Below are 24,910 nucleotides of genomic sequence, written 5' to 3'. Positions count from 1 at the left end.
AAGGCATGGTTCAAGAAACTAATGATTATCAGATTAAAAATCTAGTAAAATATCTTGATAAAATATTACTTCTTGAAAATGCTGCATTAGAAAGGTTGCCAATCCGAATAGATGAAACTTTTATAGAGGAAGTAAGGGAAAGAATGATACCCCATTTAAAACACACTGTTAATCAAAAAAATAAACTGGAGCAAATGATTATTGAGTTTAAAAAAAGATACGATAATTTTGGCCTAAAAATAACACAAAGATCAATTGTATCTAGCATAAATAACCAGAAAGAAAACAGTATTCAAGCCTCACTAAAGCCATCAGGTACTAAAAGTGAAAATTTTACTGATGAAATTACCTCTTTTGCCGAAGAAGCGGAATTTGTAAAAATAAAACAAGATTACATAATAGAATATGATGAGTTGGTTGCATATGAAACATTAATCCAAATAGCAGAAACAACAGAATTTGAAGATAAAGACTCTGTCATAAAATTATTGGATAAAGGAAAACAGGAAGAAGAATCAATGGTATACTGGTTCCAAGTGCATGCTCCCGTTATACTTGATAATTTATGGCCAAAGATGATTAACAATGCAATGAAACGAAGTCAGGCCTTTCTCATGAAGCATAGAAATTCAAAAATGGGTCTTATTATCATGTATGCAGATCTTGTGGGTTCAACAAAAATGAGTATGACCTTGCCAATAAAAGATCTTGTATTCTTAATAAGGGCTTTTACCCATGAATTATCAAGTGTAATTGAACGCTATCATGGTTATGTATTAAAATATTCTGGAGATGCAGTAATTTCTTTTTTTCCTTATGTAAACAACGATACTAAACACAATAACTGTACAATGGCAATTGAATGTGCAAAATCAATCATAGAAGTTATAAAAAGAGAAATTAATTCAGTTCTAAGTGAAAAATATAATTATCCTGAATTGCAGGTCAAGATAGGTATTGATGAAGGAGAAAATGCAATCATTCAATACGGTTATGAAAAAAATTCGCCTATTGATATATTGGGATACTGTATGAATATCGTATCAAAAATCACTTCTCTAACTGCTCCAAATAGTATATCCTTAGGAGAAAATGCATTCAAGTTATTGGATGAAAAAGCACAAAAGGATTTTGTCAGGGTATCAATTCCAGAGAACAATTGGAAATATATTAACCCTGATACTAATACTCCTTATACGATTTACCGATCTATTTTTGCAGATTCGGTCTAACAATAAGACAAAGGGTCCAACCAAAAACTTCATCACAAGTTTTAGTAATTCACTTCCTCATCTCAGCATAACATTTTGATTATTCCTTTGCTTTATCCACTATAGTTTGAAATCTATATTTAAAAATGCAATATAGTAAAAGGATTTAACATAGCAATATTTGTTTACAAGTGTTGATCATTCTTAAATGCATCTTGTAAATCCTTCTTAAGGAGTTCATTTCTTAGTAATCGACAGTGAATATTCTCAGTATACCGTGGACAATTGAAATGAATTTGGTTGACTTTGGTATTGTAGATAGTAATTTGTTATCTGTTTATAATCTCCACTATTTGTTCATAGGAATTATATTAAGTCTAACCTTTCTCTTTGTTTATTAAACTGTATTAATAGCAGAGAATAGGATAGAATCACCAGACAAACATAATCTTAACATTTGATTGAATTAGACCATCATAAACTATAATTGATACAGAATTTTCGTTACCTGATATGATAAATTTATATATATTTTTATTATTTTACTATATGAATATCTTCAAGAATCAACATCAGAGAATTTAAACTATTCTCTTATCAAGTTTCAAAATTCATTAGATGGGAATTTTCATGCAGTCCATCGAGATTCCTCTCTGGCATGTTCTTTTAAATTTATATTAAGGTACCTATCTAAAACTTCCCTCCATAATAATCTCTTTTAACGGTTTTCTTCCATTAGGATGTTCTACCTGCTGTAACTTTGGAGGTAGTTTATCTATCGGACCTCTCTTGCCTATTGCAATCATTGCCAGGACATCAAAACTATCAGGAATATTCAAAATATCTTTGGCTTTTTGATAATCAAATCCTTGCATTCCGTGTGCCACAATTCCTCTTATCGAGGCCTCCAGAGCCAAATTCTCCCATGCAGCACCTGTATCGAATTGATGAGTTATTGAGGGTTTTTCATTATATTCAAAGTTCTTTCTAGATATTATTACTACTAAAACACCAGCATCTTTAGCCCAGGTCATGTTACCTTCATTCAATAGATCTAAAAATTTGGACCAATGACTACCTGTTCGTTTTGAATATATTAATCTCCATGGTTGGTTATTGAAGGAAGAAGGAGCCCACCTTGCAGCTTCAAAGAGGCTCATCAATTCATCATCAGATATTTCCTCTCCTGTCATTGACCTAGGAGACCACCTATCAGTAAAAATGGAATTGATGTTATGACCAGCTTTTCTGGCATTTTCGGGTTTTGTATTAAGCATGAATAACTATTAGGAAAATATTATTAAAACCTGATATATCCATTTAGCGAATAATAAAATACCACAGAAAAGGAAGAGGCTTTAGAATCACATGTATCTGTACAAAGAAACTGTGGAATAGGAGATATCAGGGTACGAATATGAGAGGAGATCTAATTACCTATAGACTAATGATATTCATAAACAGACTATTATGAATGAACCAAATTCTAAATGAATTTCATTTGACAATTCAGCAAAATAATAATTGTATTTTTATTCCATCAGGATCATATATATAAAATGAAGAATCATGTCTTTTATCGGAATGGTCTATATCTTTATTAATAGTTATCTCATTTGTACGTAAATGGTTCAATAGTTTTTTTAGATCATCGTTGTCACCGGCTATCCTTAATGCGTAGTGTTCAAGTCCTGGCTTACTATGATTATCAGCACTGTTTTGTAAAATATTTGTTCCTAGCCAAGCGTTTGTTGCAATATGGTGATGATAACCCTCTGCAGCAAAGAAATAAGCTCCTGGATATGTTGCCGTATGGTAAAGTCCAAGCGACTGATGATAGAATTTTTTTGCCTTTATGAGGTTAGAGACATGAAGATGTACATGCCCAATAGTAGTATGGACAGGAAAACCGTTCCACATCTCGTTGCTGTGTTGGTTTAAAAGATTGTTCACATCCAATGGTTCTGTTACCATATGTATTTTGTGTTCACCAGTCCATTTCCATTCAGATGGCTTTCTATCCCTGTAAACTTCGATGCCGTTATGGTCTGGATCATGAAGATATATAGACTCCGACACTCCATGATCAGCCATGCCCTCGTAAAACTGTGGATCTAGGTTATTCTGAATATGGCGAAGAAATGATGCGAGGTATTTTCTTTGAGGTAGCAATATAGCAAAATGGTAAAGTCCTGCTTCTCGCCTCTCTCTATCAGTGCTATATGCCTTCTTATCGCTATCCACTTGATCTAAAACCAATAGCGCTGATGACTTTCCGGATGTCGACTTGGCAGGTCCCAAATACGCAAGATCTCTGCCTGAATCAATTTCCAAAACAGTAAACCCTAGGGTGGATTGATAAAACTTAACTGTCTCATGTAAATTAGACACTTTCAGATGAACGTGATCTACTTTCAGAGACGGACTAACTATAAATTCACGGGGAGTGTCAATGCTCACATATAGCCTACACATCCGATATATTTAATACCAAAAGTTAATCAATACTCACCTAGTCAACCGCAGATCGTATTATAGAATGATGATTATCATAGTAGTTATCTTGAAGAACATACCTACACTTGTATAATCTTATTTGTTTTGTTTACAAATAACAGATATGGATTTAGACGGTAACCTAAAATTGATGAAGACTTTGGATGATGCATGGAATAGTCAAGACTGGGACACCTTTATCAAATGCCACGCCGAAAGTGCAGAAATATATTGGCCCGGACAGCCACAGCCAACCAAAGGAAGGGACAACCACAAGAATGAATCAATAGATTTTTTCAAAGCGTTTCCTGACAATCACATTGACAATGACCCATACAAGATATTATTTGGTCAAGGAGAATGGACTTGCTCTGTAGCTAACTTCACTGGAACCTTTAAGGGACCGCTGAAAGGAATGGATGGAAAAACTATCGAACCTACAAACAAAAGATTCCAAATCGAGTTTTGTACAGTTGCCCATTGGAAAAACGAGGAAATAGTTGAGGAAAAGCTCTTTTACGATTTAGTAGGGATGATGAAACAAATTGGTGCTATGTAAATAATTATACCAATATATAAATTAAAATTATAATTTTCATTTAAATTATTTATTGTTATTATACATCATCGTTACCATAAATTCGTTTTTTGGGTTCGATATTATCCAGACCCGTGTCTTCCCTACAATCAACCGCTATTCTGTGGGATTAAGTCCCGTATGGTATAAGGGTTCGGTGGTATGTGAAACAAATTTGACTATATTCTACCACCCGATTCTAGATAATGGACGGAGGGGATTAATATTGATACCGACTTTAGAAATAGAATCTTACATTGAAAACATTCGCGTAACTTTCATAATTATTACGAAGAATGACTCCGTGTCTCTGGGTGAATGATATGGCTCCATTAAATATCATGTAGTCGCCATATGACATTTAAAATTAATTAATACAAGGCAAACAATAAAAGATAATCTTTAGAATAGTTTTCTAACGTAATGATATTAAATAAGACATCAAACCGTTGTGTGGACCGGGTCGGATGAGGGCCAAATTTGCCTGTAATCAACATTTAAGAACATATCCTAAAGATCTATTTCATCTCCTATTCAACGAATCCAAAAACTATTAAAATACAATTAAGATTTGAATTTCTTGATTTAGTTACCGCTTTACTATTTGAATGAGGATTTTCGCTAGCTCGTCAGGATGTGTAATCATTACACCATGACCCACATTCATGCTATGTACATCCCATCCAAGTTTTTTGGCCCGTGCAGAAAATGGGTCCATCCATGATGAAATAGGTCCCTGTGTACAATGTATATAGGTTCTACGAATAGAAGCACTCTGTGGAGAACCAGAAGGAGGGGCGTCCTCATAGGTACTATATGGATGAGGTGCTAGCCTTTCTTGGACCCATTTGGACATTTCGGGGTTGGTTATTCCGAGATCAGATGACTTTACGGGTGAGCGAAACTTGATACCAGAAGCAATATCAGAAAGATATTTTTCTTTCTGAACTGGTGGCCATAGTGCAACCTCATTTTCTCCTTCAAAAGGTAAGTAAGCATCCAGGTAGACTAAATGAGATAGTCTCTGTGACTCTTCGGCCACTACTCCTGTAATTACCATCCCTCCATAACTATGACCTACAAGCACAACATCTGATAAGTCTTCATAGAATAACAGATTTGTTATATCCTTGATATCTGTACCTAATGTTATTCTATTTAGCTCATGAGCGAGATGCGAGCTGGCTCCTATTCCAGTTAGTGTTGGTGTATAGACATCATAACCTGCGCCACGTAACAACGGTACTAAAAAGCGCCACCACCATCCCCCGCACCCGGTCCCATGCACTAGGACGAAAACTACCATATCACAGGAATAAGCCCTAAACTATTTCAAGTTTAAGTGATGGAGGCATGTTATCTACGAATCAAAACAATCCTTAGAACAGTATATGTAGATAATAACAAAGCTTTTATCATACACATCGCCTTCTCGTAAAGCTCATACAGTTTCGCCATGTTCACCAAATCTATTCAAAATGATTTAATTTCCGAATGGGCCTGGTGGGCTTCAGGACGATATCAGTCCTTAAAGATGGATTCCGTTAATATTGATTCCAGATATTCAGCTTATAATATAACATATATACTAATTCAGACTAGGTTATGGTTTTAAGATTCTCTGTTCAAGCAAAAATAAATAAACAAATTGACAAAGTTTTTGATGCTATATATAATCCGGATAAATTAAGTAAATATTTTACTACAGGAGGTGCAAGTAGTCCAATAGATGAAGGTAGAGAGATTAAATGGCGATTTCAGGAGTCTCCAGAAGAGATATCTATCTTTGTCATTCAATCTGTAAAGAATCAAAGGATTATTTTTGAATGGAATAGTCAAGCTGAAAAGAACACTCGTATTCTACAAAAAATTAGATTTGAAAAAATAGCAAACAATGCTACTCGGATTATACTTTCACAGAGTGGATGGAAGACAATGACCCAGGAATCGGTAGATGAATCTCATATTAGTTGTATGGGGTGGACACAGATGTTATGTAGTCTAAAGGTATATCTTGAATATGGGAAGAACCTAAGAGAGTTTTTTTACTAACGACCAAATTCGAAGTTAATAATTTAAGAACATGTGGCCAGTCGTTATTTCTTTATATATTTCATTTTAACTCAAGAATAGTTTATGAATGTTTTCTTTGGTAATATTTAACTTGTATAATTCATCTTCTTTGACTACAAAAATTTGTTGATGGGCTTCAAATATTGCAATAATATCTGATAATGTTGTATTTGATAAATCCTTTATTTTGTAAGGACAGAAAGCGAGCCCACTTAACTTGTTTTGATTGTACGCTCTTTCAATTTCAAGAGTCTCTTTAATATCTGATTTTGCAATATCGTTAAGAAGAAAGTCTACACAACATAGTTCTCTATTTTTGGATTTTTTCACAATATTTTGTAAAGTATAATTAAAGTATTCTATTGTATTTTTTTGAGAATGATCATATTGTATATTCTCGTCATTAGTATCATACCAATCTAAACCGCGTAATAATTCAACATATCTTAAATTAGATGAAGGTATGAAACACTTGAACCATTTATCTTCACCTGACATGAATTTATCCATTAATTTTAGCAAGCGGATCATCGACTTATCATCTTCATATAGAAGTAAATGATGTCTTTTTGGTATCTCCTTTTGTTTTTTTAGCCATTGATCTACAGCGTCTTTTACAATTGAGTTAATAGATACTCCTTTTTCTCTGGAAAGATTTCCCAATTGTGAGTGTGTGTCATGATCAAATCCTCGAATGACTAGAGTATGCACCATTACTTTATTATAGCAATTATGATTATATAAGTGCTAGCATGCTATCAAATTGGATAGCTTTAAATAATGCTAGCGTGATAGCAATACTATGAATCAATTAACGAATGAAATTGATCAAGAAAAACTAAATAAATTTATCGAAAGAGTTGTAAACGACTGGGGTGCAGCAGAAGGAGCTTTAATTACTTTCGTGGGAGACAAACTGGGGTTATTTAAGGCAATGGCAGGGGCGGGGGAATTGACAGCTGAAGAACTCGCAGAAAAAACCCTAACACATCCCCGTATGATAAAAGAATGGCTTTCAGGTCAAGCAGCTGGGGGTTATATTATTTACAATCCTAATAATAGTACCTATATATTGCCCAATGAGCATGCTATGGCACTTACTGATGAAAATAGCCCCGCATATGTAGCAGGTTTTTACCAATCTCTAGTTAGTCTTTTTAAGGATGACTAAAAAATTATTGAAGCATTTAAAACTGGAAAAGGACTTGGATGGGGAGATCATCATCATTATCTCTTCGAAGGAACGGAGCGATTCTTTAAACCAAACTATGTTGCAAATCTGATTAATAGCTGGATTCCTTCGCTTGAAAACGTAGAATCAAAGCTAAAAAGCGGAAGAGCTATAGTAGCAGATGTTGGATGTGGACATGGTGCTTCATCAATTCTGATGGCAAAAGCATATCCTGACTCAAAAATCGTAGGATTTGATTCTCACAAACCCTCAATAGAATGGGCAAGAAAAGAAGCCGAAAAAGAAGGCCTAAAAAATCTTTCCTTTGAAATAGCAAACTCTACAAATTATCCAGGTGATGACTATGACATGGTTGCATTCTTTGATTGCTTTCATGACATGGGTGATCCAGCAGGAGCTGCTAAACATGTCCTTCAAACACTAAAGAAAAAAAACGGTACGTTGATGATAGTGGAACCCTTTGCAAATGATAAATTAGAGGATAATCTCAATCCTCTTGGTAGAGTATTTTACTCGGTATCTTCAGTGGTATGTGTTCCTGCTTCTTTAAATGAGAATGGTCCAGCCTTGGGAGCACAAGCAGGCAAGCAAAAAATAATGGAGTTAATAAAATCGTCAGGTTTTTCTAAAGTCAGATTGGCAACTCAAACACCGTTCAACATGGTCTTTGAGGCTAAACCCTAAGGGATAAATTGGCATGTCAGGCAGATATAATTATAAAAATGGACGTAATATAAACAAAATGTTGCTATATCCCATATACAATCATCTAACAATTTGAATACGATGTTACCCTATATAGTTTTGATTCACGGAGCATTTAGCGACGGAAGTATATGGCATAAAGTTATCCCTATAATAAAAGAAGCAGGTCATGATGTCATGGCAGTGCAATTATCTCTACATTCATTAACCGATGATATATCTACGGTTACTCGTGCAATCGCCTTAATGGGTAGACCAACACTTCTTGTAGGCCATTCTTACGGTGGATTTGTAACGACTAATGCTGCACACAATAATCCTAAAGTAAACGGATTAGTCCATATTGCCGCATTTGCACCAAATGAGGGTGAATCCATCTCTGACTATATCGACGTTACCCTGTTTCCAAAAGACTTTTTGATTAGTGATAGCGGTGGATTTTTGTGCTTGAATCCAATATTTTTCCATGATGTAATGGCTTACGATGTTAATCATTCTGAGGTGGCCATCTGGCAAGCCGTACAAAAACCGATTAATCAATCTATTCTTGAAGCAAAATCGGGCCCTCCCGCCTGGAAAGAAATTCCCTCATGGTACCAGATATCTACAGAAGATCAGTTGATTCCGTTAAACTTACAACAGAAATTTGCAAATCAAATAAATGCAGCTACCATATCAATTAACTGTAGTCATGCATCTCTTATATCAAACCCAGATAAAATTGCAGACTTTATCCTGCAAGCCGCTGAAAAAGTACAAAAATAATAATAATAAGCCAAATTTTGTCTCACTATAGAAATTTCAAGTCTCTAATTTAATAACTTCGTTGTTCTTTCGTCCTCTTAACTAACGGAAAATCATTATTATTAAAATTTAAAACTGGCACGGCAGAGATTTTAATTCAAGCGGAATATGGGAACAGTTACTAACAATTAATTTTTGGCTATGGTCATACCAATGCATTGTAATGAGGTTGACTATATTTGTAGAATTCTAATACCATTAAAAGTGAATGATGACTTGTTTAAAATTCGATAGAGCGTCACATTTTAGAGTAAAGAAGTATTTTTCATCTAAGCGAAGAAGATAGTTTGGAACGTTGATCATCGACATTTTGAATTCCAAATTAATTCCAGTTGTACCTGATAAACTTATTATACTAAGCAAAATGAATATACCTCTTTAATTTTATGTCTCATAATTCAATTGTTTTAGATTTATGATATCGTGATATCATAATTAGTTAGATTTATATATCTGATATCGTGATATCACTATATGGAAAAAATATATCAAATAAATGAGAATGTCAGACAACTAATAAAGAGAGCACTTACGAGGAGGTCTTACAACAAGGATGAATAAACTGATAGTGTTGATTGTTACAATATCAATTCTTGCGGTTTCAGTTTATAGTTCAACTTCTTTATATACGGCGTATGCGCTTCAACAATCTGGACAAGATGGACCGATATCCTCAAACGACCAGTCGACCCCATCTAAGAATGCGCCTCAACAATCTGGACAAGGTAAATATAGATGCGATTATAAATACGACGGCGGTCCCGTAACCTGTTGTACACGAGTAAAAGTTGATGGTCAAATACTTAGTGATAAATATTGTACTACCTGTAAAATTGCTGCACCTCCAAGTGATTGCGGCCCAAGAGAGCTTATAATGGACCCAGTGCAATATTAATAGACCAGAAGTGGGCAACCTTCTATTCTTTTTTTTGATAGCTATTAGATTTTAAAACTATTAATACCAAATTAACAATGAGATTATAATATCCTATTCTAACTAATTAAGAATGGACTCGAATCAAGTTTTAAATCACTTTTTCTTTAATATTAATTCTACAATCGGTTTAGTCATGTATTCTAACTAGGATATTATTTTATTTTTAATTTAATCCAACCAGTTTAATTTTTGGACCAAAGAATTTCCACTAAATAAATTAAACTAGGTACAGAATAACTTTATACAATTTTCCTATTTTATATTATATATTGTGTACTTAACATTGTAACTTAGAATTAACTAAGTCCTTCTTCTTGATATTATATATGAAAATACTTACGGAAAACCTTAGGGAATTGATGATATATTCATTCGAATCAAATCAGCTGAATTTTTAACGAAAAAAATTAGAGGAATTGATGCTATGGTACTAAAAATCGAAACCGCGAACCATCCAGAATTTTAGTAAAGAAAAATAGCAAAGTTAGGTATGTTATGGTTTGCTTTTTACTTATGCCTACAAATGAATGTCCTTAAAATATAATAGAGCCCGATTTAATCGGATAAGAAAGTGTTTTTATTTTCGTTCGTCATTTACATCAAAGCTAAACGATCGTGTAACTATTCCTTGGTTAGGGCTATTTCCAGCATTGTAGTAAAGATCTACATCCACGTTTGAAGTTCCAGGGCTAATTGCTGTAGCTATCTCATATCCTCTACTTTCCACAGTAGCCATTTCATTTGGAGCAAGTGTGTCAGTGCTGATTGCATTGCAATGGAGTAATTGTGTAACAGTAACCTTGTCATCGTACTTTACGTTTAGTGGTGATTCTCCACATGTTTTTCCTGTGTAAGTTATCGGTTCATTTAGACCATTTTTTATGGTAGCTTGTATTTTAAATTCATCTCCAACACGAACCTCTTGAGGAATAGTCTTCAAATCGGTTAACTCCACCTCTCCAATAAGACGGGGGTCACTTGGATCAATAATGAGTGTATTGTTTTCGTTCAAAGTAGATTCAGTCGATGATGATTGTTCTTCTAATGTATGCTCTTCTGGCAACGTAGTTTGTGACTCTTCATTAGATGCCTGTTCTGGAGCATTTTCGCTGTCATCTTGTTCGTCATCATTAGGAAGAGCGGTTTGGAGATCTTCATTAAATTCGAACTGTTGTAAACCGCTGGTTAGATTCCCCTGTGCGAAAACATAGTTTAATGTGTTCACACCGTAATTTTGGACGTTTGGAGAAACAGATGTGATCATTATTGTACCTAACAAAGTTACTAAAAGTAACCGAGATTTCAATACACTATATGAGGATTCTTTACGACAGTTTATTGCTTTAGTAGTCAATATAGGGTTAATTACCATCCGTATAAATTCACGCATATTTTTCATTTCATTTACCACTTAAATCACGTTTTATTTTCTTGCTACCGTCAAAAGGTAACCTAGTCTTATACTATTTTCTACAACATATGGATCTATAGCACGTAAGAAATCCTCTCTAAACAAATTAATTTGATTAGTATTGTCCTGATTCTTTAATAGTTGGATAGTTTTAAGTAATGGGCCATATTTTGTGCTCATAAACTCCCAAAAGTGACCATGACTAAGAATAGGAAATATTGCTGTTCCTCTTTCAAAGTAGATTTCTGATATTCCATTTAATCTCTCTTTTACAACTTCAGGAATTCCCCAAAGTATTGGTGAGGGCGGTGCATCAGGATTTTTCGGTAGGTATTTACCATTTACTCTAAATATTGATCCAATGGCCAATTCGGGCGGCCATGTTGCGAAGCCTATTCTACCACCTTTCTTTGTTACACGAATCATTTCTTTGCTGACAAGATCAGGTTGGGGTGCAAACATATGCCCAAAGGTTGAAAGGACAACATCAAATGATTCATCTTCAAATGGTAAGTTCTGGGCATTACCCTCTTTCCACTCTATATCATCTAGTAACGCTATTTTCGCTTCTTCTGAAGCAATATCCAATAGTTCAGATGTTATATCGATTCCAGTTATTTTTGCACTCTTTCTCCTGGCAGTAATTGCTGTGTTACCATTACCGCATGCCACGTCAAGAACGGATTCTCCCGATTGAACATTCAGCAATCTGATCAAATGAGCAGAAATGGGTGGAAGCATTGTAGATATGCTACGGTAATCTCCCAGTTTCCAAACATTCTCAGCTTTAGTGTTCACAGATTTTTCTTTTTCACTTTCTTTATTTATAAGGCTCATAGTTTGATATCACGATATCATATTATATATAGTTTTCTATAGTTGATAGCGTGATATCACTTATAAGACACGACCAGGTAAATAAAGATATGACACGAAATTTGATAATTCGAGGCTTCGACGATGAGATTCATTCGCAATTGGGCAATCAATCGAAAAAGAAAGGTGTCTCCATCAATTCAATTGTAAAAGATGCCGTGGATCAGTGGCTAAAAAAACAGGATGAAATCCCAAAAAGACATCATTTACTTCTTTATGATAACGAAGAGTCTATCCAACACTTGATCAAGTCATTAGATAAGATGACTCGAGAAGACGAATGGTTCAAATGTTTTGCCCGTTCTTCAAATACTTTAATTACCGAAGCATTAGAAAAACTAGATTGGTTTGACGGAACGATAGTACAGTACAAACAATCTCAAAAAGATAAAATGAAACATATTAAAGACATATTGCAAAACATATCGCAGAATTCTAATAATAAAGAAATATGTTTGGTGGATTTTCTCATTAACGATATTGCAACTTCTTCAATTTCCGAAGCAATTTCTCTTGAAAAACAATATGATAAGAATAGACTAGAGGGTCTGGTATTTTGTGCCTACGAGATGACCAATCTTTTCAATGCATCTACATCAGAAATGATAGAGTTGTTTGAATCACACGACCAGGTGTTTATTCTCAATGATGATCAAATATTCAAGTTGCATTTGACTAAAGAGAGTATACATAAATTATTCTTAAGTTAATTGTAAAATTATACGACAATATAAAAAATGGACAAGTTTTAGAATTAATATGTAAGAATCAAAAAGGAGACAAAGTTCTGGTCTAAATAAAGAGCCAATTCCCTTCATTCTGTTTGTATTAGGGTAAATTTCACGAACCATATCAATTCGGTGGGATTAAGTTCCGTATACAATGCGGGTTCGGTGGAACTCATGAGGATATCCTCATGAGTCTACTAAAAATAAAAATGAATTATTCAAAGCTAAAGGTCAGTAAATTCTAAAAGATAATGACACTGGTCCTTAAATAACATTATCAACAGACATCAATGAAACATGCTTATCGTCAGTATTATTTTATCACTTCTCATTATTGCTGCACCCTTGGCTAATTTTGCATATAGCCAACAACCAAGTCAAATGATCTCAAATAACACTGGTGGGAGTAATGAAAATACAAATACTCTAAACATTCAGGACATCCCTGTACAAAAAGTTCGTGTAGGAGACATAGACATTGCTTACAAGACGTTTGGTGAAGGTGACCCCATCATACTGATAAATGGTTACTCCTTCAATATGGACAGTTGGAACCCCACCTTGTTAGAAACCCTTGCAGCCAACCATACAGTAATTGTTTTTAATAACCGAGGAATGGGAAACACAACTTCTGGTGAAGAAGAGCCCTCGATATCATTATTTGCAAATGACACTGCGGGCTTGCTAGACGCATTAAACATCCAGAAAGCGGATGTACTTTCATGGTCAATGGGCGGAAGAATTGCTCAGGAATTGACACTAACTTATCCTGATAAGGTTGGAAGACTTATTCTTTATGCAATAGGTTGCGGTAATCCAAATTCAGTACCACAAAGTCAGGAAGTTCGTAATGAGTTTATGAATGGAACAGGAACTGCCGAAGAAAGAATAGCACGACTAGTACCGTTATTCTTCCCAGAGGAATGGCGCAATGAAAATCCAAATTATCTGGAAAGTATTCCAAAATCTACAGAGACAGTTCTGAATGAAACGCTTAACAATCAGATTGCAGCGGCAGGCAGTTCATCAAGTACTTGTGATAGACTAAAAACTGTAACTCAACCAACACTGGTTATAGTAGGTACTGACGACGCAGCTACTCCTGCACCAAATTCTCTTACAATGGCAGAACTTATTCCAAGAGCCTGGTACGTCCAAATTAATGGAGCTGGTCATGGATTGATGTATCAATATCCAGAACAGTTTAGTGGTGTAGTAGAAACTTTCCTAGAAAATTCCCATATGCCATGATGGGTGTAAAAATTTCATAATCCCTTTTTTAGAATTATATAATATTTTATCGCGTTCTAAAATGTTACTAATATTGGTAGCGGGTTCGGTGGGATTCGGACCCACGACATTTTAACCTCTTTCGATCTGGTTAAGAGCCAGACGCTCTACCTGGCTGAGCTACGAACCCTACGATTAAATGAAATTAGTTAAAGACTATTTAAACTAAACTAAGTAAATTATCTGAATAAATATTAGAATAGATTCAAAAAATTATTGGATTGGTTTGGCTGTTGTTGCTTGTTGTTGATTTTGATTTATTATATCAACAATTGCCTCAGAAACTGAGCATTTCAGCCTCTCTTTCTCTTTTAAGACCTTTCGATAGGCTTCTAGAGTTATATAGACTGGAATTGAGCCGGTGCCTTCCAACAATGCTTTAACTCTGTACAAGCCGTTTTCCATCCCTCTTTCAGCTATTTTCTTTAGCTTCACCTTGTCAAGCAATCCTCCAAGAGGTCCCATGGGCATATCGTATTCGACAGTTAATGTTGTTCTTGTTTTTTTCTCTTCTAATTCATCAAAATCAACAGTAATCTGCCAATGTTTAAACGGCCCTTCAATCATTTTTGCAACTATTTTTTTATGGGGAATGTAATCAATGGTTTCACAATCCCATTCTAATTTCTTGCCATCAAAATCACCGCTAATTCTAAAAATTGTACCTACTCCAAATCCGTTCTTAACTTCTAATGGAATTACGTTTAGACCCATATTTTCTGGAAATTGATCTGCCATATGCTCTGGCCTTGCAAAATAAGTGAAAACTTCGCTCAGGGGTGCAGCAATGTCCATACTCTTACTAATGGTAGTCATAAGATAACTTGATAAATAATTAATATGAATTTATAGTTTTTCCTAACCATAAATAAAAAAGTGAGCGAGTTTTTTATGCAAGCGGATTACTGTTTACAATCTCATCAAGACATTTTATAACGTCCTGTTTAGTAACTTCTTTTGGATTGTTATCTAAATGCCCTCTATCTGGCATAATAACGTCTGCTGCGGCATCGAGAGGTTGCGTAAGCTTTAAGGGCTCAAATTTTAGTTTTTGGCATATTTTCTTGAATCTCTCATAATAGATAGAATCGTTAAACTTGTGGGCAACAGTGGTACACGAAGATAAAGAATAGCCGTGTGGCACCCCTTCATTAGAAAATACGTAAGATAAGGCATGTCCTAATGTAGTTGATGAGTTGCCAAAGCCTATGCCTGAAAGCATTGCACCATAAGGTAATAACTCAGGTTTGTCGTTAATTATGGCATCCTCTAGAATATCAAATGCCTCTTTACAAAATAGTTTTGTTAGTGGATTTCCTAACTTGCTATCATATCCTTCAGAAGCTTGTGCTGCTGCATCACATGCAGAATTACGCATGATATTAAAAGGAGTCCCAGGTAAAAAGTAAGGATCGATAACAGCAGCATCAGCTAAGAAAGCCTCATCCTGTAACAGCTTCTTCTTATGATCAAAACTAATCACAGCATAAGTGGTCATTTCGGCCCCCGTTCCAAATGTAGTAGGTATCAGAATTTTTGGGACTCCAGTCATCTTGCTCAAGTATTTGCATACATCTAGTGAGCTTCCACCGCCCAACCCAATATAACAGGACACATTCTTTCCATCAAATTCATTTTTTATGGTTTCAATGGTTTCAATAGCTGGATCAGGAGTGACTTTATCATAAATGTGATAATTTTTTATTCCCATATACTCTATCCATTTTTCATAAATCTTGCTCTCAGTAGTTGTTATTATTAACGCATTTTCAGGGTAATCAAATTCCTTTGCTGCATTTTCCCCGTATGCTATTTTTTTTGGAATTAAAATCTTCCACACATTACCCTGAAATGTTTTTTTCAATTTAAATATTTTCTTCTATATATCCAATCCATTTCATTGATAGGGATGATTGATGACTATATAGTGGCTCACATGATTATTTTGACAACAGCGGAATCAGACCACCTAGTTTATTGCTTTTATAGGCAACATCAAACTCCAATACATACAATTTGTCCATTGGTCATATCATACTGTCAACTCGAACTTAAACTATATCCTCACACTTCTGTCTCAATTTAATACCTTTAATCCATGTTTATAATCTGGGATCGCTTGCATAGTGCATAGGAAATTAAATATTTCCCAATTTTTTTGACCTGCTTTCAATCTAAATAGGATTTTCTTAGATCTACTACAATTTCATCTTGTCCATCAGACCTCAATCTAAGCTTTGATATATTTTTTTGTATATTTATTATAATTCGATCCTTCTCTTTTGATTCCCACTCCAGCTGCTTTATTCTGTCTGCAAGCGGTCTTGTCATTCTATATTCATCCAAGTCTTTCTTCGTAATTCCTTCCTCTACTATCTGTCTACTAATTTCTTTAGTATTAATGAATATCAGTTCATCTAATCGGGCTAATTCCCGTTTTTCTCTTTCAATGATTTCTGAAATATCAAATATTGAAATACCAAGAGTATTAGACATCTGTGTAACTTTGTCGATCTGGACAAAGAATTGTTCAATATCAGTATCTTCCTGAAAGCAATGGATGCTCATTTGCTCAAGGACATTTTCTATTTGTTCTTCTGGTAAGTTTATCTTGTCTAATTTCCTTTTCAATCTAATAGAGGCACCTAACTGATATAGATCAAGGTCCTTCTTTCTTAACTCTATAGAAACTGCTCTCAATAAATCCATATCTGCTATTTGGAGTCGGAATTGATCAATTATGGTAGAAACACTGCGATACCCTATTTTGTTCTCTATGGCTATGCTGTCACGCGATATACCTCTCAACCAGCCTCTAAGGACTGACCTCTATTGCTTGAGGAATCGCCTTTCCCAATCTTATACATGTTATATATAACAAAAAAAGAGTATTTATATCAAAATTTTGATGATGATTTTACCATTCCAAGTTAAGCAGTGTCTGTCTTTAACGGCTATCTGACGGCTATCTGACGGCTATCTGACGGCTATCTGACGGCTATCTGACGGCTATCTGACGGCTATCTGACGGCTATCTGACGGCTATCTGACGGCTATCTGACGGCTATCTGACGGCTATCTGACGGCTATCTGACGGCTATCTGACGGCTATCTGACGGCTATCTGACGGCTATCTGACGGCTATCTGACGGCTATCTGACGGCTATCTGACGGCTATCTGACGGCTATCTGACGGCTATCTGACGGCTATCTGACGGCTATCTGACGGCTATCTGACAAGAACCGATGGTCATCAACAACTCCACAGTATGAAAATTGCCTATTTTTATCCCAAAATAATCCAATTTTCATATGGTCCAGTCGAATATAGGTTATAATTAGATTATATGTCAATCTTTTATTTCGCTCTGGTATATGTGCTCAGAAATTCCTAGAGGATAGGTGCTATAATTATCATATTCTGCAAGCGATCGAATACGATATCCATAATCTGACTTCTTAGAAGCCTCGAAAGTTGAAACAAAAGAGGGTAGTAACTTGTGTAGAGATTTAGGTTAGATATTAATTGTTAATAAAATAAAAGTTAGAGTGTATAATAATAGATATGGAAAAAAAAGACCTCAAGTTTCATTTTCCCGTTCTAATATATGATAATTATTGTTCGTCCTGTTCAAAATTTGCTCAAGCTGTTTACCGTCTATCGAAAAGAAAAATAGAAATTTTAGGACATTTTGATATTGAGAGGTCCCTCGAACTTAAGGAATTAGTATTTAACAATTATTCCAAGGACCCAACCAGAATGTTTTGGTACATAAAGATAGACAAAGCATACGCCTCAAGAAAGGGATTATACCAAGTAATCAAAGATCTGATCAAAATAAACCTGGGCTTGATCAAATACCAGGATGTCCAGTTAGTCGATCAGAAATTTTCAAAATCCTGCTATATAAGAAACAATTTTTATTCCCAATACGGATGTGGAGATGATGCAAAAAGCGTCTTTAAACGAATTACGTATCTTATCAGAAATACAGATTATATTCAATGGAATGTCTAGTCTCCTCTTACCTAGGCATTTTTTCTACCTGCCTACCTACCTATCTACATGCCAAATTGCCAATTTACGTTATATAAAAATCAAAAACATTGTTTTGAGTCTACTTATGAATACGAAAAACATCACAGCCGTGTGATCACCACTCAACTAATCGAATAATTAGACTTAAAAGCAAGAAAAAATTTATCGTTATTGTTTATTAAAATGCTCGGCTTTGAAAATACATCCGATTTATTGGTAGTTGCAATTATTGCTCAAACTATCGCAATTGCTTTGATTATATTGATTATTTACTTTAAAATAAATAAAATTCATCTAAAAAATATTAGCTTAAATGAAAAAATCGAATATAAAATTAGCAATATTGAATCAAAACTATCTTATTTATATGACCAAGTCCTAACAATATCCACAAATCAGGATAAATTTGGTTCATCCGTAGATTCTATTGAGGATCCGGCCTGTAATTATCGATTCAAAGAATCCACTGATTATGAATCAGATTCGTTAGATCAGTCAACAGATCCCACATTAGAAAATCAAACGATGACAGATTCTGAAACAATAGATGCAAGACAAAGTACAATACCTAAACCAAATATTTTGAAAAATAATTCTATACCAATACCAGGGACAGTATTGCATTCTCCCTCGACAGTAGAATCAATATACACATCGAAGACGTCAGTACCCTCGATTACACCCAAATCGTACCTTTCTCCTGACTACGATCCATCTATGCGGGTATCAACCAGGAATAATCCTTATTATTCGACGGCTCAGGACAAACCAATAAACGTTGAACAGAACGATAACGAACCCCTAAACAAATGTATAACTGATAACGATTTCCCTATAGAAAAAAATACAAATCCAGAGATAGAGAAAATAGAGCAAGAGATTTTGACTACTCTCAAAAGACTGGGCGGTAATGATGAAGAAGATAGTGTTAGTTATGGTGGCGGTGATGGCGATAGTGTGGATGATGGTAGTAGTGATGATGCAAGCGGCGTTAGTGATATAGGTAACCCAGATACTCCAGTAAAAAAACTTTATAAAAAGTCAAAAGAACTTGAGCGTGTAAATTAGAATTTGTCTTTATTTCAATATTTATGCGATTTAGAGCTAATTACTTGGATTGAATCGTTGTGCTCAACAAAAATTATAAATGATAATCTGCTATAAACTTTTAACCATGATTTAATATCATTGTAGGTGAAAAGAGAATTTCCCAATCAGATGAAAAGAATTTAGAAAAGGATCAAATAACGAAAATTGACAAATATGAGCAACATCAAACGGTTGTAAATCTATTTGATTCCGGAATTCCTCAAGAGATTATTGCCTTGCAGTTAGATATTGAGGTAGAGGAAGTAGAAGATGTTATCAAGAATTTAATAGAAAAAAAAGATCATCAGAATAACAGGCTAATTGGTAACAAAAAGGTGGATAATGCCTCTGTTTTTTACGTTGACGCTCTAATAGATATTCAAAAAATTATTACAGCTTCCCAATCAAGTATGTGGAAAGCCTTACAATCAGATCCCATTTTTACTGCCCCCTTTGAAGAAACACAAGAAATTCTCAGCAGTTATAGTAATGAAAAAATTAAACTGATAATCTTAAATATCGATATAGTAGGGTCTACAAAATTGTCCATGAACCTCCCTATAGAAAGAGTGTCTAAAATAATTCAAACTTTCTGTCAAGAGATGACCAAGATAATCCGCCTCTATGGAGGATATGTTTTAAAATACATTGGTGATGCAATAATAGGTTTTTTTAATGTTAGTTCTAACCATTTGTATACACTCTGCATTAACGCGATAAATTGCGCCCGTACTATGATTAAAGTCATCAATCAAGGATTTAACCCTGTTTTTAGCCAGTATGACTATCCTGAAATCGGTGTTAGAATCGGCATTGATTACGGTGATAATGTGATCGTAAAATATTATCCATATATAGAGAATGTAAGCGACTTAACACGATATGATTATAAAACCATTCAAAAAACCAGTGAATTGATATCTGATAAGGGACCAACTTACGATATACTAGGATATACCATTAGTATTGCAACCAAAATGACTACTCATGCCAAGGTTAATAATATAATAGTAGGACAGCTGATTTATGATGTTCTATCAAAAGAGGAACAAGAATATTTTTCTCTCGTAGACATCAATCCTGAAAACTGGAACTATATCAGTGATGAGACAGGAACGATATACAAGCTTTACAGCAACCGCGCCTAAGCACATGATCCATTCATTATTATAAAGAAAAAATAACAAGAGGATAGTATTAAATTCAGATAAGGTTTTATTTTTAATCATACTATAGATAGTATATGACCAAAGTATGTTCATTTTGTGATGCAGTCATAAGTAATGAATCCGAAAGTGTATGCAATGCCTGTATGAAGAAATACGGTATGGATACTTTTGATAACAGCAGGGATGGTTGCGGATGTGATTGCTAACAGGGTGGTCAGATCATATAGATATTTATAAAAAAAGAATATTGCAAACACAAAAAAAATACTACAAAAATGCTCTACTAATAATTTAATTTAATTTAATTTAATTTGACCTATATAATTTTTAGTCATGATCAATTCATAATTCACTATTCTTTGTTGAAAACGAATTAGGATGAATACTAATAATATAACTAAAAAAACAAATTCAGGGTCAGTAAATGGTAAAATCAAATCATCTTTTTATACATTCATACAGCCACCGTATCATCATACCCTGCATTATTGAAGCTTAAATGTTAAAGACTTTATTAAATATTAACTTGGCCCTATTTCTAGAGTCTTCGTTTACTCGTACTATTACCAAACCAGCGTTGGGTTGTCCATAACAAATAACCCAATTATCTGGAGAATACATTAGGAATGGAAGTGCAACCAAGTCTTCCTCACCCTCAATAATGAACTGGATTTTGCTTTCTAATTTGCTTTGAGTTAATTTCATTATCTCTGCAATCACATATTCATTCAATTCTCCGGGATTATTATTGAAATGTAAAATTTTATCTATTGGATACTCAAATATTTTGGGTTTTTTGATCCTTTTTTCCTTTCCATCTACAACCGAGATATCAGGGATATATCCCAAACGTACCATTTTTTCAGTAGTAGTATCTCCTACCGTTATAATCTTGTGTGCACGACCAATTTCTCGGTTTAAGAATTCTTTATCGATATCAACATCTTTAATTAATACCCCAAATGGCTCCTTTAGAAGATCCAATTGGGATTGATCTATTTTCAAATTTTTTTCTCACCTTTAAAATTTTATAAGATTGAGTTTCTTTGTTTGCTTTTAATATCTAAGGGTTTTCGGGTAATGAATATAAAGCAGAACTCTATTTTTGTTGTTCTTTTTCTTGATCCATCAATTCTGATGCAATAACACTTATTCTTCCTGCGGTTATTTTAGAGATTTTATTAAAAGCCTGGGCATATTCAGACGTAGGTTCTGAAATTAGAACAGATACTCCACTATCGCTTCCTTTCATGATCTGAGTTGTCAAAGGTATTTCGCCAATAAATGGAATTTTATACTGTTCACTAATTTTCATTCCTCCGCCTTCTCCAAATATATGTATTTTTTCATCACAATTAGGACATTTAAGATAGCTCATATTCTCTACCACACCTATTATCGGTATGTTTAATTTGTTGAACATACCGATTGATTTTACGGCTACATTCATAGCGACCTCTTGAGGCGTTGTCACAACAAGGATTCCAGTAATTGGTATTGTTTGTGCCATGGTAAGTGGAGCATCCCCAGTACCAGGTGGCAAATCAATAATAAGATAATCAAGTTCGCCCCAATTTACGTCTGTTATGAACTGTTTTACTATACCTGCAATAATAGGACCACGGTATATTCCAGCTTGTTGAGACTGTTCGTAGAAGAATCCCATTGACATTACTTTAACATTTTCAGTAACTGGGGGCTGAATTTTTCCCTCTAAAACCTCGGGGACATCTTTTAGTCCCAACATCAAAGGTACGCTTGGTCCATATACGTCTGCATCCAATATGCCAACTTTAGCACCCGTTTTTGCAAGGGCTACGGCTAAATTTACCGAAACAGTGGTTTTTCCAACACCACCCTTCCCACTTGCAACAGCTAATATATTTTTCACTCCAGGCAAAATTTGATCCATAGTTATCGTCCTGCCCTCCATTACTCTGGCCGTGACTTTAAGGTCCAAATCCTTGATTCCCAAATTTGTAATAGTATTTCTCACATCCTGTTCAATTTCGCTATTAAATGGACAAGCAGGCGTAGTTAATTCTAATGTAAAAGCAAGTTTATCTTCATTAATAGTAATATCTTTTATCATACCCATAGACACTATATCTTTGTGTAATTCTGGATCTTTAACATTCTTTAAGGCACTAATGACTTTATCTACAGTAACCATGACGATATAAAAATCGAGTAACTATTCTATTTAAATCATTCATTCTCAAAAGCGATAATGAAAATAGTCAAAATGGCAAGTTAACTTTTCTCACATAATTAATCAAAAAAAACATAAAGTTCATAAACTGATAGTTCTGGATATCTTTTATCTTTATTATGTTTGCTATAGCACATATGTCCGATGTAGTAAGAATTCCTCCTAGTAAGCTAACTAATTCTCTAAAGTTAACTGCAATTGGTATCCTAAAAGAAAAATATGAAAGTATGGTTAATGCAGAATTAGGGTACGTAATTTTGATTATTGATGCAGAAACCCACTCTGTAGGCAAGGTTATTGCTGGGGATGGAGCTACGTATCACAAAGTAAATTTTACCGCATTAACGTTTTATCCAAAACTTCACGAGGTTGTAGAGGGTGAGGTAGTAGAAATTACTGATTTTGGTGCATTTGTTAGAATAGGTCCAACCGACGCTCTTTTACACTTATCTCAGATCACAGATGACTACCTAAAAAGCGATGTGAAACAAGGTTTAATATTATCAAATCAATCTGAAAAGACTTTACGGATAAGCTCCAAAATTCGTGCAAGAATCACAGCAATTAGCTTAGGAAAGAGCGCATCAATGGGTAAAATAGGAATCACATGTAGGCAACCGTTTCTAGGAGCACTAGAATGGGTGGAAAAAGAGATAAGACGTGCGCAAGGAGGAGCAAGTGGGGAAAATTCCAGCGGTAAGAACAGCAATGCAGACAAAAAAGGTGCAGATAGTTCATATGTTAAGGCAGCAAAAAAAGACAAGAGATAAAAATTATACTGAGTAGTGATAGTGTTGGTAAGAGAATATGCTTGTAAAAAATGCAAGGCCTTAACTACAGGAAAAATGTGCCCAGTATGCAAGTCTACTGAACTATCCAAAGACTGGTTCGGAATTATGTTGATACTTCATCCAGAAAAATCAAAGGTTGCAGCTACACTAGGAATATCTGTTCCACACAAATATGCTTTAAAGGTTACATAATAATTTAATGAATTGAAAAATCATAACAATTTTTTTTATAATTCAAACTCTAGTGATTTAAATCGAGAGCAGGAGCAACAGGAGCAGGTTCAACCGTTCAAATCCGAAATAGAAAAAAGGGCTGCTCTGGTTGGCTTTCTAAATGAGGATATTGGAACCGGAGACATTACAAGCAATTTACTGATTCCAGAAGGAACCACCTCTAAAGGAACAATAATTTGCAAAAACGATGGAAAAAGCACAATAGTTAGCGGACTTTTAGAGGCTAAAATTATTTTTGATATTTGCGGCTGCGAAGCCACCCTATTAGTAGATGACGGAGCAAAAATTGCAAAAGGTACAGATGTGCTAAGTGTAGAAGGGTCATCAAGGTCGATTCTAAAAGGAGAAAGAACAGCACTCAATCTTTTAATGCGTATGAGCGGGATATCTACGCGGACTAATAAATTTATAGAAAAGTTAGAAGAATTATCGAAAACTGTAAGAATTGCCTCAACAAGAAAAACTGTTCCGGGATTAAGGTATTTTGATAAAAAGGCTGTGGTAATAGGAGGCGGTATCTCTCATAGAGCAAGGCTTGATCAACTTATACTAATAAAGGATAATCACATCGCAGTTGTTGGTTCTGTGAAAAAAGCCATTGAAAAGGCCAGGTCGGTGTATGGAAATAAAAGAAAAATAGAATGCGAGGTAATTGATTTTGGTGGCATAGTTGAAGCGATAAAATCAGGTGCCGACATAGTAATGTTAGATAATTTTAAACCAGAAGAGGTCAAAGAGTCGCTTGATAGAATTAGAAAATTAGGCTTGCGTGATAATATCATTATTGAAATTTCCGGGGGTATAAATTTAGATAATATTTATGATTATGCCATAGCTAGACCAGACGTTATCTCTATTGGGTCATTAACTCATTCAGTTCAATCAATAGATTTTAGCCTAGAAATTCCCGGGTAATGTTATATGCATATGTATCAAATGACCGTCTAAATTATTTTTCACAATTTTAATGAGCTATGATAAACCTAATTAATTGTAATAGTATTTATGATAGTAAAAGTAACGATATCACTGAGAGTAATTGTAATTCTTATTAGTATTAGGTTTGGTGAATGCGA

The 24,910-nt window shown here is 34.6% G+C and carries 27 protein-coding genes and 1 tRNA gene; 16 read left to right on the top strand and 12 right to left on the bottom strand.

The window, feature by feature from the left end; genetic code table 11:
• Window positions 1-5: 5 nt before the first annotated feature.
• On the top strand, window positions 6-1,232 hold the full coding sequence (locus tag AB0A59_RS03090; protein WP_458746378.1) for an adenylate/guanylate cyclase domain-containing protein: 1,227 nt from the start codon (window positions 6-8) through the stop codon (window positions 1,230-1,232).
• A 665-nt stretch (window positions 1,233-1,897) separates the two neighbouring features.
• Here AB0A59_RS03090 and AB0A59_RS03085 read toward each other — a convergent pair.
• Together AB0A59_RS03085 and AB0A59_RS03080 are read right to left on the bottom strand one after the other, a co-directional pair.
• Window positions 1,898-2,488 carry a nitroreductase family protein gene (locus AB0A59_RS03085; protein WP_458746376.1) on the bottom strand — a complete coding sequence of 197 codons (591 nt, stop codon included), beginning with the start codon at window positions 2,486-2,488 and terminating at the stop codon, window positions 1,898-1,900.
• A gap of 232 nt (window positions 2,489-2,720) precedes the next feature.
• Window positions 2,721-3,671 (bottom strand): VOC family protein, encoded by a 951-nt coding sequence (locus AB0A59_RS03080; protein WP_458746374.1) that lies wholly within the window; start codon window positions 3,669-3,671, stop codon window positions 2,721-2,723.
• A gap of 160 nt (window positions 3,672-3,831) precedes the next feature.
• Here AB0A59_RS03080 and AB0A59_RS03075 point away from each other — a divergent pair, with 160 nt between their 5' ends.
• Complete coding sequence (locus AB0A59_RS03075; RefSeq protein ID WP_458746372.1) at window positions 3,832-4,266, top strand: ester cyclase; 435 nt, start codon at window positions 3,832-3,834, stop codon at window positions 4,264-4,266.
• 607 nt (window positions 4,267-4,873) lie between these two features.
• On the opposite strand, the gene AB0A59_RS03070 is transcribed toward AB0A59_RS03075, so the two are convergent.
• Window positions 4,874-5,590, bottom strand: a complete 717-nt coding sequence (locus tag AB0A59_RS03070) for an alpha/beta fold hydrolase (RefSeq protein ID WP_458746370.1) — start codon at window positions 5,588-5,590, stop codon at window positions 4,874-4,876.
• 299 nt (window positions 5,591-5,889) lie between these two features.
• On the opposite strand from AB0A59_RS03070, the gene AB0A59_RS03065 reads away from it, so the two are divergent.
• Window positions 5,890-6,336: an SRPBCC domain-containing protein gene (locus tag AB0A59_RS03065; RefSeq protein ID WP_458746368.1), complete on the top strand. Its 447-nt coding sequence runs from the start codon at window positions 5,890-5,892 to the stop codon at window positions 6,334-6,336.
• A 66-nt stretch (window positions 6,337-6,402) separates the two neighbouring features.
• Here AB0A59_RS03065 and AB0A59_RS03060 read toward each other — a convergent pair whose 3' ends face one another.
• Window positions 6,403-7,071 carry a hypothetical protein gene (locus AB0A59_RS03060; RefSeq protein ID WP_458746367.1) on the bottom strand — a complete coding sequence of 223 codons (669 nt, stop codon included), beginning with the start codon at window positions 7,069-7,071 and terminating at the stop codon, window positions 6,403-6,405.
• A gap of 88 nt (window positions 7,072-7,159) precedes the next feature.
• Here AB0A59_RS03060 and AB0A59_RS03055 point away from each other — a divergent pair, with 88 nt between their 5' ends.
• From AB0A59_RS03055 to AB0A59_RS03040, 4 genes are all read left to right on the top strand, one after another.
• Window positions 7,160-7,528 carry a hypothetical protein gene (locus AB0A59_RS03055; RefSeq protein WP_458746365.1) on the top strand — a complete coding sequence of 123 codons (369 nt, stop codon included), beginning with the start codon at window positions 7,160-7,162 and terminating at the stop codon, window positions 7,526-7,528.
• Between the two features lie 3 nt (window positions 7,529-7,531).
• The gene (locus AB0A59_RS03050; protein ID WP_458747543.1) at window positions 7,532-8,233 is read left to right on the top strand and encodes a class I SAM-dependent methyltransferase; all 702 of its coding nucleotides are present in this window, start codon (window positions 7,532-7,534) and stop codon (window positions 8,231-8,233) included.
• A 102-nt stretch (window positions 8,234-8,335) separates the two neighbouring features.
• A complete protein-coding gene (locus tag AB0A59_RS03045; RefSeq protein ID WP_458747542.1) occupies window positions 8,336-9,019 on the top strand; it encodes an alpha/beta fold hydrolase in 684 nt (227 codons plus the stop codon).
• A gap of 592 nt (window positions 9,020-9,611) precedes the next feature.
• Window positions 9,612-9,953, top strand: coding sequence for a hypothetical protein (locus tag AB0A59_RS03040; protein ID WP_458746363.1), 342 nt, complete (start codon window positions 9,612-9,614; stop codon window positions 9,951-9,953).
• Between the two features lie 619 nt (window positions 9,954-10,572).
• On the opposite strand, the gene AB0A59_RS03035 is transcribed toward AB0A59_RS03040, so the two are convergent.
• Window positions 10,573-11,394 (bottom strand): hypothetical protein, encoded by an 822-nt coding sequence (locus AB0A59_RS03035; protein ID WP_458746361.1) that lies wholly within the window; start codon window positions 11,392-11,394, stop codon window positions 10,573-10,575.
• Between the two features lie 24 nt (window positions 11,395-11,418).
• A complete protein-coding gene (locus tag AB0A59_RS03030; RefSeq protein WP_458746359.1) occupies window positions 11,419-12,243 on the bottom strand; it encodes a class I SAM-dependent methyltransferase in 825 nt (274 codons plus the stop codon).
• A gap of 50 nt (window positions 12,244-12,293) precedes the next feature.
• Between AB0A59_RS03030 and AB0A59_RS03025 the strand changes: the two genes are divergently transcribed.
• Both AB0A59_RS03025 and AB0A59_RS03020 read left to right on the top strand, forming a co-directional pair.
• Entirely contained in the window at window positions 12,294-12,992 is a 699-nt protein-coding gene (locus AB0A59_RS03025) for a plasmid partition protein ParG (RefSeq protein WP_458746357.1), read from the top strand.
• A 363-nt stretch (window positions 12,993-13,355) separates the two neighbouring features.
• Window positions 13,356-14,261 (top strand): alpha/beta fold hydrolase, encoded by a 906-nt coding sequence (locus AB0A59_RS03020; protein ID WP_458746355.1) that lies wholly within the window; start codon window positions 13,356-13,358, stop codon window positions 14,259-14,261.
• Between the two features lie 80 nt (window positions 14,262-14,341).
• Here AB0A59_RS03020 and AB0A59_RS03015 read toward each other — a convergent pair.
• The 4 genes from AB0A59_RS03015 to AB0A59_RS03000 form a co-directional block, all read right to left on the bottom strand.
• Window positions 14,342-14,430 (bottom strand) — tRNA-Lys (locus AB0A59_RS03015).
• A gap of 83 nt (window positions 14,431-14,513) precedes the next feature.
• The gene (locus tag AB0A59_RS03010) at window positions 14,514-15,116 is read right to left on the bottom strand and encodes an SRPBCC family protein (RefSeq protein ID WP_458746353.1); all 603 of its coding nucleotides are present in this window, start codon (window positions 15,114-15,116) and stop codon (window positions 14,514-14,516) included.
• A 73-nt stretch (window positions 15,117-15,189) separates the two neighbouring features.
• The gene (locus AB0A59_RS03005; protein ID WP_458746351.1) at window positions 15,190-16,164 is read right to left on the bottom strand and encodes an iron-containing alcohol dehydrogenase; all 975 of its coding nucleotides are present in this window, start codon (window positions 16,162-16,164) and stop codon (window positions 15,190-15,192) included.
• Window positions 16,165-16,469: 305 nt separating this feature from the next.
• Window positions 16,470-17,108, bottom strand: coding sequence for a hypothetical protein (locus tag AB0A59_RS03000; protein ID WP_458746350.1), 639 nt, complete (start codon window positions 17,106-17,108; stop codon window positions 16,470-16,472).
• A gap of 757 nt (window positions 17,109-17,865) precedes the next feature.
• On the opposite strand from AB0A59_RS03000, the gene AB0A59_RS02995 reads away from it, so the two are divergent.
• The 4 genes from AB0A59_RS02995 (at window position 17,866) to AB0A59_RS02980 (ending at window position 20,803) form a co-directional block, all read left to right on the top strand.
• Complete coding sequence (locus tag AB0A59_RS02995; RefSeq protein ID WP_458746348.1) at window positions 17,866-18,318, top strand: hypothetical protein; 453 nt, start codon at window positions 17,866-17,868, stop codon at window positions 18,316-18,318.
• 204 nt (window positions 18,319-18,522) lie between these two features.
• Window positions 18,523-19,407 carry a hypothetical protein gene (locus AB0A59_RS02990; RefSeq protein ID WP_458746347.1) on the top strand — a complete coding sequence of 295 codons (885 nt, stop codon included), beginning with the start codon at window positions 18,523-18,525 and terminating at the stop codon, window positions 19,405-19,407.
• A gap of 257 nt (window positions 19,408-19,664) precedes the next feature.
• Window positions 19,665-20,576 (top strand): adenylate/guanylate cyclase domain-containing protein, encoded by a 912-nt coding sequence (locus AB0A59_RS02985; RefSeq protein ID WP_458746345.1) that lies wholly within the window; start codon window positions 19,665-19,667, stop codon window positions 20,574-20,576.
• A gap of 95 nt (window positions 20,577-20,671) precedes the next feature.
• Window positions 20,672-20,803 (top strand): hypothetical protein, encoded by a 132-nt coding sequence (locus AB0A59_RS02980; RefSeq protein WP_458746343.1) that lies wholly within the window; start codon window positions 20,672-20,674, stop codon window positions 20,801-20,803.
• 289 nt (window positions 20,804-21,092) lie between these two features.
• On the opposite strand, the gene AB0A59_RS02975 is transcribed toward AB0A59_RS02980, so the two are convergent.
• Window positions 21,093-21,602, bottom strand: a complete 510-nt coding sequence (locus tag AB0A59_RS02975) for a GTP-dependent dephospho-CoA kinase family protein (protein ID WP_458746341.1) — start codon at window positions 21,600-21,602, stop codon at window positions 21,093-21,095.
• A 94-nt stretch (window positions 21,603-21,696) separates the two neighbouring features.
• On the bottom strand, window positions 21,697-22,770 hold the full coding sequence (locus tag AB0A59_RS02970) for an Mrp/NBP35 family ATP-binding protein (RefSeq protein ID WP_458746339.1): 1,074 nt from the start codon (window positions 22,768-22,770) through the stop codon (window positions 21,697-21,699).
• 158 nt (window positions 22,771-22,928) lie between these two features.
• On the opposite strand from AB0A59_RS02970, the gene AB0A59_RS02965 reads away from it, so the two are divergent.
• From AB0A59_RS02965 to nadC, 3 genes are read left to right on the top strand one after another with little or no spacing between them, the layout of a single operon-like run.
• Entirely contained in the window at window positions 22,929-23,579 is a 651-nt protein-coding gene (locus AB0A59_RS02965; RefSeq protein ID WP_458746337.1) for a DNA-directed RNA polymerase, read from the top strand.
• Window positions 23,580-23,603: 24 nt separating this feature from the next.
• Window positions 23,604-23,792 (top strand): transcription elongation factor subunit Spt4, encoded by a 189-nt coding sequence (gene spt4, locus AB0A59_RS02960; RefSeq protein ID WP_458746335.1) that lies wholly within the window; start codon window positions 23,604-23,606, stop codon window positions 23,790-23,792.
• Window positions 23,793-23,804: 12 nt separating this feature from the next.
• Window positions 23,805-24,749 carry a carboxylating nicotinate-nucleotide diphosphorylase gene (gene nadC / locus AB0A59_RS02955; RefSeq protein WP_458746333.1) on the top strand — a complete coding sequence of 315 codons (945 nt, stop codon included), beginning with the start codon at window positions 23,805-23,807 and terminating at the stop codon, window positions 24,747-24,749.
• Window positions 24,750-24,910 lie beyond the last annotated feature (161 nt).

It is taken from the genome of Candidatus Nitrosocosmicus sp. T (assembly GCF_054408485.1).
This window is presented reverse-complemented; position numbering and strand designations above follow the sequence as displayed.

What these genes read in the sequence shown, in the direction of transcription:
- AB0A59_RS03090 (WP_458746378.1), top strand. Translation starts at nt 6, where the DNA reads ATGGTTCAAGAAACTAATGATTATCAGATTAAAAATCTAGTAAAATAT.
- AB0A59_RS03085 (WP_458746376.1), bottom strand. Translation starts at nt 2,488, where the DNA reads ATGCTTAATACAAAACCCGAAAATGCCAGAAAAGCTGGTCATAACATC.
- AB0A59_RS03075 (WP_458746372.1), top strand. Translation starts at nt 3,832, where the DNA reads ATGGATTTAGACGGTAACCTAAAATTGATGAAGACTTTGGATGATGCA.
- AB0A59_RS03070 (WP_458746370.1), bottom strand. Translation starts at nt 5,590, where the DNA reads ATGGTAGTTTTCGTCCTAGTGCATGGGACCGGGTGCGGGGGATGGTGG.
- AB0A59_RS03065 (WP_458746368.1), top strand. Translation starts at nt 5,890, where the DNA reads ATGGTTTTAAGATTCTCTGTTCAAGCAAAAATAAATAAACAAATTGAC.
- AB0A59_RS03060 (WP_458746367.1), bottom strand. Translation starts at nt 7,071, where the DNA reads ATGGTGCATACTCTAGTCATTCGAGGATTTGATCATGACACACACTCA.
- AB0A59_RS03055 (WP_458746365.1), top strand. Translation starts at nt 7,160, where the DNA reads ATGAATCAATTAACGAATGAAATTGATCAAGAAAAACTAAATAAATTT.
- AB0A59_RS03045 (WP_458747542.1), top strand. Translation starts at nt 8,336, where the DNA reads ATGTTACCCTATATAGTTTTGATTCACGGAGCATTTAGCGACGGAAGT.
- AB0A59_RS03040 (WP_458746363.1), top strand. Translation starts at nt 9,612, where the DNA reads ATGAATAAACTGATAGTGTTGATTGTTACAATATCAATTCTTGCGGTT.
- AB0A59_RS03035 (WP_458746361.1), bottom strand. Translation starts at nt 11,394, where the DNA reads ATGAAAAATATGCGTGAATTTATACGGATGGTAATTAACCCTATATTG.
- AB0A59_RS03030 (WP_458746359.1), bottom strand. Translation starts at nt 12,243, where the DNA reads ATGAGCCTTATAAATAAAGAAAGTGAAAAAGAAAAATCTGTGAACACT.
- AB0A59_RS03010 (WP_458746353.1), bottom strand. Translation starts at nt 15,116, where the DNA reads ATGACTACCATTAGTAAGAGTATGGACATTGCTGCACCCCTGAGCGAA.
- AB0A59_RS02995 (WP_458746348.1), top strand. Translation starts at nt 17,866, where the DNA reads ATGGAAAAAAAAGACCTCAAGTTTCATTTTCCCGTTCTAATATATGAT.
- AB0A59_RS02990 (WP_458746347.1), top strand. Translation starts at nt 18,523, where the DNA reads ATGCTCGGCTTTGAAAATACATCCGATTTATTGGTAGTTGCAATTATT.
- AB0A59_RS02980 (WP_458746343.1), top strand. Translation starts at nt 20,672, where the DNA reads ATGACCAAAGTATGTTCATTTTGTGATGCAGTCATAAGTAATGAATCC.
- AB0A59_RS02970 (WP_458746339.1), bottom strand. Translation starts at nt 22,770, where the DNA reads ATGGTTACTGTAGATAAAGTCATTAGTGCCTTAAAGAATGTTAAAGAT.
- AB0A59_RS02965 (WP_458746337.1), top strand. Translation starts at nt 22,929, where the DNA reads ATGTTTGCTATAGCACATATGTCCGATGTAGTAAGAATTCCTCCTAGT.